The organism is Planococcus donghaensis MPA1U2 (assembly GCF_000189395.1).
Classification (GTDB): domain Bacteria; phylum Bacillota; class Bacilli; order Bacillales_A; family Planococcaceae; genus Planococcus; species Planococcus donghaensis_B.
The window spans coordinates 36,917-51,344 of the sequence record NZ_AEPB01000006.1 but is presented as its reverse complement, the minus strand read 5'-3'; the positions used below and the strand labels follow the sequence as shown (position 1 = coordinate 51,344).

General features: G+C 37.9%; 18 protein-coding genes. 8 read left to right on the top strand and 10 right to left on the bottom strand.

What is annotated here, in order from left to right; translation table 11 throughout:
• Positions 1-10 precede the first annotated feature (10 nt).
• Positions 11-1,192 (bottom strand): toxic anion resistance protein, encoded by a 1,182-nt coding sequence (locus GPDM_RS01875; protein ID WP_008428389.1) that lies wholly within the window; start codon positions 1,190-1,192, stop codon positions 11-13.
• Positions 1,164-1,871, bottom strand: a complete 708-nt coding sequence (locus GPDM_RS01870; RefSeq protein WP_008428387.1) for a 5-bromo-4-chloroindolyl phosphate hydrolysis family protein — start codon at positions 1,869-1,871, stop codon at positions 1,164-1,166. Before GPDM_RS01870 ends, GPDM_RS01875 begins: the two co-directional genes overlap by 29 nt.
• 205 nt (positions 1,872-2,076) lie before the next feature.
• On the opposite strand from GPDM_RS01870, the gene GPDM_RS01865 reads away from it, so the two are divergent.
• From GPDM_RS01865 to GPDM_RS01850, 4 genes are all read left to right on the top strand, one after another.
• A complete protein-coding gene (locus tag GPDM_RS01865) occupies positions 2,077-2,373 on the top strand; it encodes a DUF1033 family protein (RefSeq protein ID WP_008428386.1) in 297 nt (98 codons plus the stop codon).
• A 186-nt stretch (positions 2,374-2,559) separates the two neighbouring features.
• Positions 2,560-2,760, top strand: a complete 201-nt coding sequence (locus GPDM_RS01860) for a cold-shock protein (protein WP_008428384.1) — start codon at positions 2,560-2,562, stop codon at positions 2,758-2,760.
• A gap of 151 nt (positions 2,761-2,911) precedes the next feature.
• A complete protein-coding gene (locus tag GPDM_RS01855) occupies positions 2,912-3,118 on the top strand; it encodes a cold-shock protein (protein ID WP_008428381.1) in 207 nt (68 codons plus the stop codon).
• 40 nt (positions 3,119-3,158) lie between these two features.
• Positions 3,159-3,635, top strand: coding sequence for a YkvA family protein (locus GPDM_RS01850; RefSeq protein ID WP_008428378.1), 477 nt, complete (start codon positions 3,159-3,161; stop codon positions 3,633-3,635).
• Between the two features lie 72 nt (positions 3,636-3,707).
• Here the strand turns inward: GPDM_RS01850 and GPDM_RS01845 are convergent, their stop codons facing one another.
• Together GPDM_RS01845 and GPDM_RS01840 are read right to left on the bottom strand one after the other, a co-directional pair.
• On the bottom strand, positions 3,708-5,315 hold the full coding sequence (locus GPDM_RS01845; protein WP_008428376.1) for an ABC-F family ATP-binding cassette domain-containing protein: 1,608 nt from the start codon (positions 5,313-5,315) through the stop codon (positions 3,708-3,710).
• A 107-nt stretch (positions 5,316-5,422) separates the two neighbouring features.
• Positions 5,423-5,656 carry a hypothetical protein gene (locus tag GPDM_RS01840; protein WP_008428374.1) on the bottom strand — a complete coding sequence of 78 codons (234 nt, stop codon included), beginning with the start codon at positions 5,654-5,656 and terminating at the stop codon, positions 5,423-5,425.
• Between the two features lie 166 nt (positions 5,657-5,822).
• Between GPDM_RS01840 and GPDM_RS01835 the strand changes: the two genes are divergently transcribed.
• The gene (locus GPDM_RS01835) at positions 5,823-6,992 is read left to right on the top strand and encodes an MFS transporter (RefSeq protein ID WP_008428373.1); all 1,170 of its coding nucleotides are present in this window, start codon (positions 5,823-5,825) and stop codon (positions 6,990-6,992) included.
• Here the strand turns inward: GPDM_RS01835 and GPDM_RS01830 are convergent.
• Together GPDM_RS01830 and msrA are read right to left on the bottom strand one after the other, a co-directional pair.
• Complete coding sequence (locus GPDM_RS01830; protein ID WP_008428371.1) at positions 6,989-7,306, bottom strand: hypothetical protein; 318 nt, start codon at positions 7,304-7,306, stop codon at positions 6,989-6,991. The genes GPDM_RS01835 and GPDM_RS01830 overlap by 4 nt on opposite strands.
• An 84-nt stretch (positions 7,307-7,390) precedes the next feature.
• Entirely contained in the window at positions 7,391-7,921 is a 531-nt protein-coding gene (msrA, locus tag GPDM_RS01825; protein ID WP_008428369.1) for a peptide-methionine (S)-S-oxide reductase MsrA, read from the bottom strand.
• Positions 7,922-8,184: 263 nt separating this feature from the next.
• Between msrA and GPDM_RS01820 the strand changes: the two genes are divergently transcribed.
• The 3 genes from GPDM_RS01820 to GPDM_RS01810 are packed head-to-tail and all read left to right on the top strand — an operon-like array spanning position 8,185 to position 10,858.
• A complete protein-coding gene (locus GPDM_RS01820) occupies positions 8,185-9,132 on the top strand; it encodes an LCP family protein (RefSeq protein ID WP_008428368.1) in 948 nt (315 codons plus the stop codon).
• Positions 9,133-9,190: 58 nt separating this feature from the next.
• On the top strand, positions 9,191-10,378 hold the full coding sequence (locus tag GPDM_RS01815) for an AI-2E family transporter (protein WP_008428366.1): 1,188 nt from the start codon (positions 9,191-9,193) through the stop codon (positions 10,376-10,378).
• A 60-nt stretch (positions 10,379-10,438) separates the two neighbouring features.
• Entirely contained in the window at positions 10,439-10,858 is a 420-nt protein-coding gene (locus GPDM_RS01810; protein WP_008428363.1) for a sporulation protein, read from the top strand.
• Positions 10,859-11,086: 228 nt separating this feature from the next.
• On the opposite strand, the gene GPDM_RS01805 is transcribed toward GPDM_RS01810, so the two are convergent.
• The 4 genes from GPDM_RS01805 to GPDM_RS01790 are packed head-to-tail and all read right to left on the bottom strand — an operon-like array spanning position 11,087 to position 14,419.
• The gene (locus GPDM_RS01805; protein WP_008428359.1) at positions 11,087-11,842 is read right to left on the bottom strand and encodes an energy-coupling factor transporter transmembrane component T family protein; all 756 of its coding nucleotides are present in this window, start codon (positions 11,840-11,842) and stop codon (positions 11,087-11,089) included.
• Positions 11,823-13,253: an ABC transporter ATP-binding protein gene (locus tag GPDM_RS01800; protein ID WP_008428357.1), complete on the bottom strand. Its 1,431-nt coding sequence runs from the start codon at positions 13,251-13,253 to the stop codon at positions 11,823-11,825. The genes GPDM_RS01805 and GPDM_RS01800 overlap by 20 nt, the downstream gene beginning before the upstream one ends.
• Positions 13,246-13,827, bottom strand: coding sequence for an ECF transporter S component (locus GPDM_RS01795; protein WP_008428355.1), 582 nt, complete (start codon positions 13,825-13,827; stop codon positions 13,246-13,248). Before GPDM_RS01795 ends, GPDM_RS01800 begins: the two co-directional genes overlap by 8 nt.
• Position 13,828: 1 nt before the next feature.
• The gene (locus GPDM_RS01790) at positions 13,829-14,419 is read right to left on the bottom strand and encodes a YkoF family thiamine/hydroxymethylpyrimidine-binding protein (protein ID WP_008428353.1); all 591 of its coding nucleotides are present in this window, start codon (positions 14,417-14,419) and stop codon (positions 13,829-13,831) included.
• Positions 14,420-14,428: the final 9 nt, after the last annotated feature.

Genomic DNA, 14,428 nt, shown 5'->3' with positions numbered 1-14,428 from the left:
GGGTTTTATACTACTCATTATTTTTTTCATGACCATCATGAATTGCGAGCAAACGTTGTTTTAAATCTTCTTCCATGCGCCCGATTTCAAGTTCTGCAGCTTTGCGGTTTTTGCGACCTTCTGCTTGAATTTGCAAAGTTTCTTCAATCGTTTCTAATAAGTTTTCTTGCGTTTTTTTCAAAGTATCGATTTCAACGATGCCACGTTCGTTTTCACGAGCGGTTTCAATTGAATTCATTTTTAGCATTTCAGAGTTTTTCAGAAGCAAGTCATTGGTTGTTGCGGTCACTTGCTTTTGTGCTTCTACAGCTTTAAGTTGCTTGTTCAACGTTAACGCAATCGCGATTTGGTTTTTCCATAGCGGAATCGATGTCATAATAGACGACTGAATTTTTTCTGCTAAGGTCTGATTGGTTTGTTGAATCATTCGAATTTGCGGTGCACTTTGAATAGTGATTTGGCGCGATAATTGTAAATCGTATAATCGCTTTTCTAAGCGATCCACATATTGCACCATGTCGTTTACTTCTTGATACACCATTTGATCTTGGGAAGTTTCAGCTTTTTTGCGCAGAGCCGGAATGGTTTCGTTCATAATTTCATCGCGCTTTAGTTCAGCAGCTGCGATGTAAACATTTAATGCTTGGAAATACGTTTTGTTTTGATCGTATAGTTGCTCAAGCATTTGAATATCGTCAAGCAATCCTCGCTTAGAATGGTCAAGTTGAATGCTAATGCGATCTACTTGGCTACTGAGTTTTTGGTATTTGGTCATCATTTCCTGTACCGAATACTTAGCTTTTGAAAATAGCTTGCGAATTCCGGCGCGTTTGCCTTGCGTCAATTCTTCAGGATTTAACTCTTCAAGTTTTTTCATCAAGTCATGAAGGACGTCGCCGACAGGACCGATGTCTTTACGCTGTACATGATCAAGCATTTTATGTGAAAACTGGCTCAGTTGGTTTTGAGCGTTTGCACCATAAGTAAGAATCGCTTCGTTGTTGCCTACCGGAATTTGCTTGGCAAGTTCACGCGCTTTTGCTTGTTCTTCTTTTGATAAGCGATCCATAAGCGAAACAGGTCGTTCTTCTTGTTGTTCGGCTACTGACTGCTGTTGTTTTTCCATCTGCATACCAAATGGAGACTCCAATAAATCATCTAATTCACTTCGATTTGATGGTTTCTCTGTCATCTTCCACGTCTCCCTCGTGTTCAGGTTCTGGTTGAACGAGTAATTCCTGATCATTATGTTGATCAACGGCTAATTGTGCATAATCTAGTTCCATTCGCAAACGTTCAATATCACTAGACAATACACGCTTTAAATCTTGCTCCATCACTTTATTTAGCGATAACAGCATTTCCCGTGTATCTTGCAGTGTAATACGCATTTCTGTATCTTTAACGGGTTGTCCAACTAATAATGTGTACTTTTCGGTTAACTCAATCGCAGAATCCAAATGAGAATAAAAGAATGGTTCAGCTAAATAGAATTTTCTTGGATTTTGTTGGACTACCATAATAATTTTGTTCGCAATTTTTGTCATATCCATTAATTGTTTAAAAGAAGAAATGGAACGGACTTTATAGTAATTTCCTTGAAGCTGTTTAATTTTTTCTTTGCCTTCTTTTATTTGCAAACGTACATTTTTATATTCACTGCGTGTCATGCCGAAATTTTTAGAATCTGAAGAAAGTTGAACTTGTTTCAATGTACTATTGCTAGCAATATAAGTGCCAGCAGCTACTGCTCCAGAAGCGATTAAACCGATTTCAGCTCCCAAGTATAGAACGGGAAACATAACCGCCATTATGGGTAAGCTAACAGTTTGCCTCTTGATAAAATTTTCAATCGGCTTTAGGGGCTTCATGCAAAGGACCTCCTTCACTACTACTTAAACTATACGTCCAAAGCATTAAAAAGTTTCATTTCAATGCTATTTGCTCTTCTATATTTTACGTGAAACCCCAAGTCAATACAAACTTTGGAATCCGTCCAAAATTTAATGCGTAACACTTTACAAGTACAAGAGGATTTGGCACAATGCTAATTAGGAAGAAAAGAGGCAGGCAACTATGCATGAGATTATCTATATGAGAACCGATTACGAACCGTGGTGGATGTTTGAAGGTTGGGAAGAAAAAGTTGTGTCTCGGCATAAATTTAATTCAACCGAAAATGCTCAGTCTTATTTAGAAAATCTTAAAAATGACTTTAGTCGCCGTTTTGTTAATCAAAAACAAAAGAATGCTGCTTTTTCTTGTTATTGGAATGAAGAAGAAACGGAATACTGTGAAAATTGTGAAGAAGATTTGCAAATATTTCATGGGTTAATCTGGCTAGTAAATGGACAACCAAATATAAGTTTTTAGATTTGTTTGACTTTTGTAGTCAATTTGATATAATAAATGAAACAATATGAAATCTTGACCAGTAACAGCTATTCACATATTCCCAAAAGTGATCAGCACGTGATGGTACTTTAGGGAATATGTGAATTTTTTTATTGCAAAAGATTCCATATTGAAAAATTTTTCTTACCACAGGAGGTAATTTACATGCAAGAAGGAACAGTGAAATGGTTTAACTCAGAAAAAGGCTTTGGTTTTATCGAAGTTGAAGGCGGCGACGATGTATTCGTACATTTCTCAGCTATCCAAGGCGAAGGCTTTAAAACACTTGACGAAGGTCAACGCGTTGAATTTGAAGTAGAAGAAGGCAACCGCGGACCTCAAGCTACAAACGTAACTAAAGTCTAATAACTCAAAGAACCGCTTCTTTTGAAGCGGTTCTTTTTTTGTGAATAAAAATACTTGTTAGTCAATACCTCGTTTTTTAAGAAGGTTTTTATTCATTGTCAACGGGGTATAATGAGAAGACCGGATAAAGAGAATGTGGGAGGTTTTAGGGATGGAAGGCAAAGTGAAATCGTTTGATGAAAACAAAGGTATAGGAATGATTACAGGAGATAACGGAGAAGATTTTTTCTTTGAGGAGATTAATATCAATGTTGATGGGTTCCGAAAACTAATGCCTGGACAACCAGTGAAATTTACAACATATGAAGGTGTAGCTGATAAAGAACGTGTTGCGACAAACGTAACTTTGATCTTTTAATAATTGTAAGTTATTTAGAAAGAGCAAAGGGGACAAAAAAATGACGAATGACTATTTAAAAAAACCAATGCCTAGTGAAGAAAAACAGCAAGACTTCTACCAAAAGTTGCGTAAAAAAGTACAGAAATGGGTAGATAATAAGCCAGGTGTGGTCGGAACTGTTAGTGGTTATGTAATGTTCGCACCGGATTTGTTTCATTTGTTAACAAGGTTAATGCTAGATAACCGAATCGATGCTAAAAGTAAAGCAGCTGTCGGAGCTGGGATTATGTATTTCATCGCTCCAATCGATTTTTTGCCAGAGATTTTAGTCGGACCTGGTGGATTTCTCGATGATGTCGTTGTTGCTGTATTTGTGATTAACACGGTTCTAAATAAATTCCCAACAGAAGTGATAACCGAACATTGGACAGGTGATGAAAATTTATTATCACTTGTGAAGAAAGTGTCCAACTCAGGCAATAAATACGTTTCTAAGTTACCGGCAGGTCGTTTAGTAAAGCGTTTTACAAAATAAAAAAGCAATCAGCTTTTTAACTTCAAAAAGAAAACAGCAGCTCTTCTCACGAGAGAAGAGCTGCTGTTCGTTTTAGTTTGTAATTCCTTGTGTTTCTTTCCATTCCAAGAACTCATCATATGTTAATTGTTTATCAAGAATTGATCCGTCTTCACGGATTTCAATTACGCGGTTTGCAACCGTTTGGATAAACTGATGGTCATGAGAAGTGAAGACCATAGCGCCTTTAAAAGCAATCATACCATTGTTTAAAGCTTGGATAGACTCAAGGTCTAAGTGGTTAGTTGGTTCGTCCAATAAAAGAACGTTTGCGTGAGATAGCATCATTTTTGAAAGCATGCAACGCACTTTTTCGCCACCTGATAAAACAGAAGGTTTCTTTTTAACTTCTTCGCCTGAGAATAACATTCTCCCAAGGAATCCGCGTAAGAAAGTTTCACTTTCATCATCTGGAGAGTATTGGCGTAGCCATTCTACCAATGAAGTTTCACTGCCACCAAAATAGCTTGAGTTATCGATTGGTAAGTAAGCACGTGAAGTGGTTACGCCCCAACGGCATTCACCTGATTCTGGCTGGTCTTCTTCAGCTAAAATACGAAGAAGTGCTGATTTTGCAAGAGGATCGCCGATTAAAACGATTTTATCTTCTTTGCTCATGTTAAAGCTAATGTTGTTCAATAACTTGTTGCCATCTACAGTTTGGCTAAGGTCTCGAATAGTTAACACATCGTTACCGATTTCACGACCAACTGTAAAGTTAACAAATGGATATTTACGAGAAGAAGGACGAATGTCATCCAATTCAATTTTATCAAGCATTTTCTTACGTGATGTCGCTTGCTTCGATTTTGAAGCGTTCGCAGAGAAACGAGCGATAAAGGCTTGAAGTTCTTTAATTTTTTCTTCTTTTTTCGAGTTTTGATCAGATGCTAAACGAGTTGCTAATTGGCTAGATTCGTACCAAAAATCGTAGTTACCGACATATAGCTGAATTTTACCAAAGTCAAGATCGGCAATATGTGTACATACTTTGTTAAGGAAATGACGGTCATGGGAAACCACGACTACTGTGTTTGCAAAGTTGATTAAAAATTCTTCAAGCCACTGGATTGCTTTCAAGTCCAAATGGTTGGTAGGCTCATCTAGTAATAGAACGTCAGGTTTACCAAACAAAGCTTGTGCTAAAAGCACTTTTACTTTGTCAGAACCTGAAAGTTCGGCCATTTTTTTATCATGCAGATCTTCAGTGATTCCAAGACCTTGAAGTAAGATTGCTGCTTCAGACTCAGCTTCCCACCCGTTCAATTCAGCAAATTCGCCTTCAAGTTCAGCAGCGCGCATACCGTCCTCATCAGAGAAATCTTCTTTCATGTAAATTGCGTTTTTCTCAGACATTACTTCATATAATTTCTTATGTCCCATAATGACAGTTTCAAGAACTACATGCTCTTCGTACTCAAAGTGGTTTTGCTTTAGTACGGCAAGTCGTTCACCAGAACCCATATAAACATTTCCGGATTGGGGTTCAAGTTCACCAGAAAGAATTTTAACAAAAGTTGATTTTCCAGCACCATTGGCACCAATTAATCCGTAACAGTTACCAGGGTTAAATTGAATATTTACATCTTCGAATAGTTTACGATCGCCAAAGCGAAGACTTACATCATTTGCAGCTATCATGTATACGTACCTCCTAAATTTCACAATAAGATTAGTATACCACGAATTCCACGGAAATCGATAGCATTCAGCCGTGGTCTCGGATAAACTGAGAATATAAGGTCTTTTTATCTTAATTTACGCTCTAAATAAGCTGTTAGCGAACCAAGTTCTTTGTTTAGCAAGTACTCCATTTGCACATATTCTCGTCGACCAGGAACGTGATCTTTCGTGAGGCCTTTCATTGAATAGATAAAGTAATAGCCTCCAATTTGACGGAACAGCACGACGACATGTGGAAAATCATCGAAAATCGCTTTTATATTATAGCGTTTCGCATAACTCCAATTTACGAGTTTCATTGACAAACCGCCTTTCATTTCTCTATTTTAAATGATTGTAGATAGAGAACACAAGTTTGGGGTTATCGTCAATTCGAGCGCAATTTTAAAAAAGTTACTAATGAAATTTTATTTTAGAATGCTGTTTAAATAAGGCATTAGAGCGTTAGTTACTGGAGGGAAAAACATGTCTGAGAACAAAAGAAAGTCAGCGCTGGGATTAATGGTCATCGCAATATTGTTTGTCGCGTTAAACTTACGTCCAGCAATATCCTCTATTGGGCCGATGCTTGATCCTATTCGGATCGATTTGAATTTGAGTAGTAGTGAGGTTAGCTTACTGACAGCAATTCCTGTTTTTTGTATGGGGCTTTTTGCTCCACTGGCCGTGATTTTTGGTCGGAAATTCGGCATGAAACGTTCAATCGCCTTTTTGTTAGGTGTAATCGGTGTGTTTACTTTATTAAGAGGATTTATACCAAATTATCCGACATTGCTCATTAGTGCATTTTTTATAGGCGTTGCCATTGCAGTAATTAGTCCACTTTTGTCAGCGATTATAAAGCATAACTTCCCAACACGTACGCCCGCATTAATCGGTGTTTATTCATTTGGAATGGGTCTTGGGGCAACATTGGCAGCAGGATTAACTGGTGTATTTTATACCATTGCGGATTGGCCAGTAGCCATTGCCAGCTGGAGTTTGTTGTCAGTAGTAGCGATTAGTATTTGGCTACGTGTAGAGCAACCAGCTGAAGAAGAAGTGGAAGAAATAGACTTTGAAATTAGACGCGGGTCTCCACTTAGAAATAAAAGAGCTTGGTATATGCTACTGTTTTTTGGTGCTCAATCAGCGTTATTTTTTTCAATGCTTACGTGGCTTGCGCCAATTGCGATTGATAAAGGAATGACCGTGTTAACTGCAGGTGGAGTACTTACATTAATGACAGCTGTTCAAATTGTAGGGAATATTAGTATCCCGTTATTTTTTGATAAATTTCCAAATCGATTAATATGGACTCTCTTCGTTTTAAGTTCAGGCTCGGTCGGTGTCTTGTTATTGATGTTTGGTTCTGTAAACTTGGTCTGGTTAGCTGCAGCTTTTGTTGGTGTTGCATTAGGTGGTCTTTTTCCCATTGCCTTATTGATGCCACTTGATGAAACCACTACAGCAGATGAAGCGAATAGTTGGACCGCGATGACACAATCGGGTGGGTATATGATTTCGGCTTTTATGCCTCTTGTTATAGGCATAATTTATGATCAAACAGGTAATCATGATATTACTTTATGGTTGTTTTTAAGTTTTATCGGATTGATGTTAATTTTTGCATTGTTACTTCATAAAAAAAATTAATCAAATTCTCTAGGCTCTAGTAGAAAAAAATCTTTAATGCTTTGAAGTTGCATAAGAATAAACCACGAAAGATAAAGAGATATTAAAGGGAAGATGATGCACCAAGATGAAATCATCGTAAACGATAGTTTTGAATCGGGAAAAAAAGAAGTGAAATACCAATAATTGTACGTCAATGTCAAAATCATTGTTGTAATCGGACCGATATATACTTTTTTAGAAAGCAATGCTAGCCATATACCGATTCCGATAACAAAAATCGGAACAATCACCAATTGCATAATAATGGGATCAATAGATTCAATGAGTTTCAATCGAGTACCTCCCTAAACTATAAAGTAGAACGATAAATTGGTAGAATAATCAAAAAATTTTATAGGGTAAAAAAAGCTGACGTATTAAACGTCAACTTTTTCCCAATTAGAGGAAAGAAATTCATCGCGACCAGAAGCTGCACGATCATTCTTATAATGTTCAGGATTTTTCTTGTGAAAATCTTGATGATAATCTTCGGCTGCATAAAATGGTGTTGCATCACGAATTTCTGTTACCACAGGTTTGTTGAAACGTCCGCTCGCATCAAGGTCTTGTTTAGACTTTTCAGCAATAACTCGTTGGCGTTCATTATGAACAAAAATTGCGGCACGATAAGAAGGTCCACGGTCTTGAAATTGTCCCTCATCATCAGTAGGATCTATTTGTTGCCAAAAAATATCGAGCAATTGCTCGTAAGAAAAGACATCGGGCTGGAATGTGATTTCTACTACTTCCAAATGGCCAGTTGTACCAGTCTTTACTTGTTCATATGTAGGGTTTTCGATATGGCCACCGCTGTAGCCAGAAACGATTTGTTCAATGCCGTCAAATTGATCGAATGGTTTGACCATGCACCAGAAACAGCCGCCTGCAAATGTTGCTTTTTCAGTCATATTTATGTCTCCTCTCGAGTTGCTAAGGAAATATTACCACTTTCGCGATTTTCCGACAATAAAAATGTCTTTTGTAAAACTAAAGTCATTCTAATAATAACAGATTTGATAAATAAAAACGATTTTCATATTTAAATGTGAACCAAGTTTAAAAAGTGTTATCAATAAAGGTTATAAGTATAAAATTTAAAACAAAATACCGAAACTTAATGCCTAATAACGCGTCATATTGACGTGAAAGTTTAGAAAGGAGTGTATTTATTATGGAAGAAGAATTACAACCTATTAAAAGAAAAAGACGCAGAAAAAGAAGATTTCGGCTGCGCGGCATCGTCTTCCTGCTCCTAGTCGCTTTAATCGCTATCGGCACTTATGCATTCCTACAATTTAAAGAAGGTAAAGACATAGCAGATACATCAGCGCAAGAGCCTGTTTTATTCGATCAAGATGAGGTAAACGAAGATTATGAAAACATATTGGTACTAGGCATCGACTCACGAGGAGAAGAACAGTCGCGTACGGATACGATGATGTTAGTAACTCATGACAAAGTAAATAATGAAATAAAATTAACTTCGTTTATGAGAGACATTTATGCAGATATTCCAGGTTACCAATCGTATAAACTAAATACAGCTTATTATTTAGGTGGAGTAGACTTGCTTGCAGAAACACTTAGACAGATGTTTGGCGTTGAAATTCATCATTACGCATTAATTGACTTTCAAAGTTTTGAAAGTCTTGTCGATGTAGCGGTACCAGGTGGAGTTGAAATTGATGTTGAAAAAGAAATGTCAAAAAATATCGGTGTCTCTTTAACGCCAGGACTTCAAAAACTAAACGGTAAAGAACTTTTAGGGTATGCTCGTTTCCGAGCAGACGAAGAAGGGGATTTTGGTCGGGTAAGAAGACAACAACAAGTGATTACGGCAATGAAAGACGAAATGGCAACCGTTTCTACTATTCCAAAACTGCCTAAATTAGCAGGTACGCTACAAGGGTATGTTCAAACGGATATGCCATTAACCGATCAAATAAAGTTAGCGACACAATTAGCCATTAGTGGTGGCGGCGAAGTTGAACGATTAACCTTGCCGATTGAAAATGGCTATAGTTATGGCAACTACGCTCATGCGGGTTCAGTTCTTGATATTGACCTTGAGATGAACAAACAAGCATTGAGTGAATTTTTGTCGCAGCCCTTAAACTAATTGAGTGATGATTATGATAAAATGAAGGTATAAAGTTTAATCAGAAAAGGGGAAGTTTATGGAGCCAGAGGACAAGCCATCATTTTTTGCGACCAATTACATTCGGTTTTTAGGTGGTAGAAATACTTTATTTACATTGTTCTCCTTGTTATTGCTTGGGTTCGTCATTTATGTATTCAAGGAAGTTTCATTTATCTTTCATCCAGTGACGGTTTTTATGAAAACCGTGGTATTGCCAATTGTTTTGGCATTGGTGTTTTTTTACTTGCTCAGACCAATACTGCGACTGTTGGAGAAGTTTAAAATTCCTCGTATTTGGGGAATTATCATTATCTTCCTCGGCTTAGTTGGGTTGATCACGTTGCTTAGCGTGTTGGTTTTTCCTTTTTTACGTTCTCAATTTCAAAATCTAATCGCTGATTTCCCGGAATATTTTATGCAATTAGTAACAGCAGTAGATGGGTTTTTGAGAACTTCCTTAGTCGGGGATTATTATAGTGAGTCTAATTTCACGTTGGATACCTTACTTGCGACGTTGCCAGACAATATTGCGGACACACTTCAAAATACGGTAACTGGCATTATCTCTGGTATTACTGGATTAATATCAACAATTACCGGCGTAATTTTGTCTATTGTGATTGTGCCATTTATTTTGTTTTATTTATTAAAAGATGGGGAAAAATTACCTGAGTATTTCTTAAAACTTTTGCCACCAAGATTTCGTGACGATACGCGAGAAGTGTTTTCAGAAGCAAATAAACAATTAGGCGCATATATCCAAGGCCAGTTGATTGTGGCATTTTGCATCGGTGTGATGGTCTATATCGGGTTTTTGATAATCGGTATGGAGTATGCGTTATTACTAGGCGTTCTTGCGATGGTAACGAGTGTAGTTCCTTATATTGGCCCTGCGATTGCCATTGCACCAGCCGCGATCATCGCATTGGTGACCTCACCATTTATGCTAGTTAAACTAGCAATTGTGTGGACAGTCGTGCAATTAGTAGAAGGAAACCTGATCTCACCACAAGTTATGGGCAAAACCATGTTTATTCATCCGGTGACCATTATTTTTGTTTTATTAACAGCAGGATCTTTGTTTGGAGTAGTTGGGGTAATTCTTGGTATACCAATGTATGCTTTGCTGAGAGTGCTCGTATCTCACTTTTATAAATTGTTTAAACGTCGCTACAATCGACACGAAACCAATTTATCAAATCAATACGATTATACAGAGTTATAAAAAAGTAAAAAAAGAAAAGTTGTATTTAAACAACTAACAAAATTTGGGGGTTTCAAGTTTATGAAGTTCAAAGATTTCTTATCATCTATAGGCATAGGATCTTTAAAAGTAAATACAGTTGTAGAAAGGCCTCATCTTGAAGAAGGCGAGACGTTAAATGGGACAATTTATCTTGACGGTGGGGACGGGGAGCAAACAATCGATTTTATCGAATTGAATGTAATCCGTCTTGTTGAGGATACACGTGAAGACAGTGATTTTGATTTTTATGAAACAATTGTGGCAAAACAATCGATGGAGTTTGCGGGATCTGTAAAATCTAAAGATACCGTTATGCAGCAGTTTGAAATCGTACCAGATGAGCGCTGGGTACTTGAAAATCCAAACGCAAAACTAATTTTACGCACCATTGTCCATGTGAAAAATGGCGTAAATGCAAGAGATGAAGACGCAATCACATACGGAACTTTAGAGAGCTGAGAAATCAGCTCTTTTTTTATAGCTATAAAACTAAATATAATTTTATTATGTAAACAAAAAAGAATAGTTAAACTTAATCTAACAAGATTTTAGGGTAAATGTGTTTTATATTTAATATGTAAATAACTACTTAAGGATATAGTCAAAAGTTCAAAACCAAGTAATCAAGAAATAAGAGCAAGATAAAAAAGGAAATCCATGACATTTGGATTTCCTTTTTGTGTTTGTTTAGTTTAACCATATGCCTCCAAAACAACTAGTTAGTAGAATAATGAGAAAAACACCTGACATTAAAACATCCGTGCGACTTAATAGAATAGGGCGATAGTAAGCGTTTCTCGGCTCACCGGTAAATCCTCGTGCTTCCATAGCAAAGGCAGAGCGTTCCGCTTTTCGAACTGCGCCTGCAAGCATTGGAATCAATACACGGCGCATAGACACTATTCGTTGCCAGCTGCGTTTTTCTACTTCAACACCGCGTAACCGTTGTGCTTGTTGAATTTGAGTGAATTCATCTTTCATGACCGGCAAAAACTGATACCCGACCATAACGCCATATGCCAGTTTTGGTGATAGTTTTAATTGTTGCATTAAGCTTAAAATAAATTTTACAGGATCTGTTGTAAATGCGAACATGAGAGAAAGACTAGAAAACGCCATGACACGAAAAGATAGCGACAAAGCGTGGGCCCATTGTTCGTCGGTTACATTGATTCCTGCAAACGACCAAATGATTGTGCCTCCAGTATCTGCGCCAAAAACGACAGTCGTCCATAAATAACCGAAAGCACCAATGGAAAAAGGTAGCATGAACAACAACCATAACTTCCAGTTAATATGGCTCATAGTTAATTGCAATAATAGAATACTGACAAAAAACAGTAGAGGCGTCCACGGATTGAAAAAGAAAGCAATTGTAAGCATGGATATTGTGACTGCGATAAACTTCACCGAAGGATTCATGTTATGCAAAAGATTCCGCAAAACGATCTACTCCTTTCGGTGTTAACAAATGATGAGACTCTAGCAATTCTTCATTATTCCACACATCTTTAGCGTCAAATTTCCCCGTCAGTTCACCGTCTTTTATGAGCAACACAGAATCCGCTATGCTTGCTGCAAATTCCATATCGTGTGTCACGATTAAAAATGTAGTTCCTTCTTTAGAGCGCTGATCGATTAACTCAAAAAGTTCTAATAGTGCAGCTTTGTCTTGACCTGAAGTGGGTTCATCCATTAATAGAACAGGCCTTTTATCAGCAAGCATTGCTGCAATCGCAACGCGTCTTTTTTGTCCGTGACTAATCGCGAAAGGGTGATCTTCACAAATTTCATCGAGACGTAAACGAGTCATTAATGAAGCAATGTCAGTAGGGTTTGAACTACCAGAATAAGCAACTTCTTTTTGGACTGTTTGTGTTAAAAACAAGTATTCCGGTGATTGAGGCACATAGCCGGTGCCATCTGATTGAATTGTGCCGGTCGTCGGTTTGTAAATATCACATAAGGATTTAACCAATGTCGATTTGCCGCTACCATTTGGTCCAGCGACCACCACGATTTCACCTCGACACACTGAAAACGATAGTGGTGTGAGTAATTGTTTGTTCTTAATCGTGACAGACAAATTCTCAACTTGTAAAGCAGTTTTCGGTTGAAGTGAAATGGAACGTTCCGGAAATAAAATCGGTTGTTTTGGTGAAAATAAATGATCGTTTACGAGACATCCGTTCTCATCTAACTGGATTTCGCGTTCGAAGAATTTTCCCCAACTGTCTAAGCGATGTTCAACTGCAACGATCGTCAATTGCGTTTTAAGTTGCAGATCTGTGAGCCATTCAACAAATTGTTTTGCCGTATATGGATCTAAATGTGACAACGGTTCGTCGAGTAACAATACTTCTGGCTCCATAATAAGCGCACACGCTGTTGCAACGCGTTGCTTAGTTCCACCAGATAATGATTGGATTATCGTGTGTCGCAAATGGGTTAGTCCCGTTAATTCTAATACGGCTGTGATTCGAGCTTCCATTTTGTCAAAAGGGATCTGTAAATTTTCTAATGTGAAAGCTAGTTCGTCTTCAACAGTAGGCATACAAAATTGAGAATCTGGATCTTGAAAAACGGTTGCAACGCGATGGTTGATTTCACCAGGCGCATAGTCTGTTGCTGGTTTTCCGAATAACAAAACCTCCCCGTCAACAGAGCCATCGCAATTATCAGGATACAAACGGTTTAATAAATACAAGAGAGTGCTTTTACCGCAGCCACTCGGACCAGAAATAACAACTTTTTCGCCTTTTGAGATGGAGAAAGAAATACCTTTTAAGGTTGCTTTTTGGTCATCTGGAAAGCGAAATGATAAATGATTTAAAGAGAAAGTCTCTTTAAGCATTCATATCACCTTTTTTCGTACGTGCAATGGCATAACCTCGCAGCGAACCTGTCGCAAGTAAGGCATCTCCAATATACTTACCACCAATTCCTGCGATGATCGCACCGCTAAGCACACGAATAGTAAACATTAACGCAACGAACGACGGGTCAAGCGCAGCATAGCCTGAGACAAAATATCCGTATATAAAGCTGAATACTGCTGAACCGATTCCAGCAAGCATTAGGACTAAAATATTAAAATGTTTGTAGCCAGTTAGTGCAAAAGCGGCTTCTGCGCCAAGTCCTTGTACAACACCTGTTAAGATTAATCGAGGTCCTACAGCGTTGCCGATTAAGACTTCGATGGCAGCTGCCATAGTTTCTGAAAGAAATGCCGCGCCAGGTTTACGGATAATGTACATGCAAATAATGGAGACGATAAACCAAATACCAAACATCCATTCATAAGCAAGTGGGCCTATCACAGCTGCCCAAATATTTGCAGCATGAACAAACAACAAATATACAATGCCAAAGACAACAGCAAATAACGACATTAAGACAACTTCTTTTAATTTCCACGATTTTAGCATGTTAAGCACCTCCATGAGATGGGCTGTTAATGCTCATCGATACGGTCATGACTAAATGGCGGTGCTCCTCAGAGCGAGCATTTGTAAATGCATCTTCATAAAAAGCAAAGACATCGTGAATGTCACCGTGGATGCCACTCGCATAATGCATCGAGTCGTTAAAAACGCCTGACTGTTTTGCCCGATCGACTTCACGGTAAATCACGGCCATATAATCAGGATTGTTCATTGGATATAGTGCAAATTGCGAAGAAACATATTGTTTTGTGTCGTCAGTATTCAGTAACACATCGTCTTTATTTAAAAAGACATCACCTGAAGAATCACCAGGACAGCCAATTGAAAAAGTGCCAGATAACGCGACGTGTTCACCAGTTTTCGCTGCATGTAGAGTTAAAGCTTTGGCAACATTAAAGACATGAATTTGTTTGCCACGAATAACAGTAGAGACATCGTCTGTATGCATCCATACGTTTGAAGTATCCGTTTCGTTTAAAGCTCCTTTGATTACTTTGATAAAATCTCCTGTCATTGGATGTAACGAAAAGCGAAATCCAACGATTGGGCTCGTGCCGCATTGCAATGGTTCCATGTAAAATTC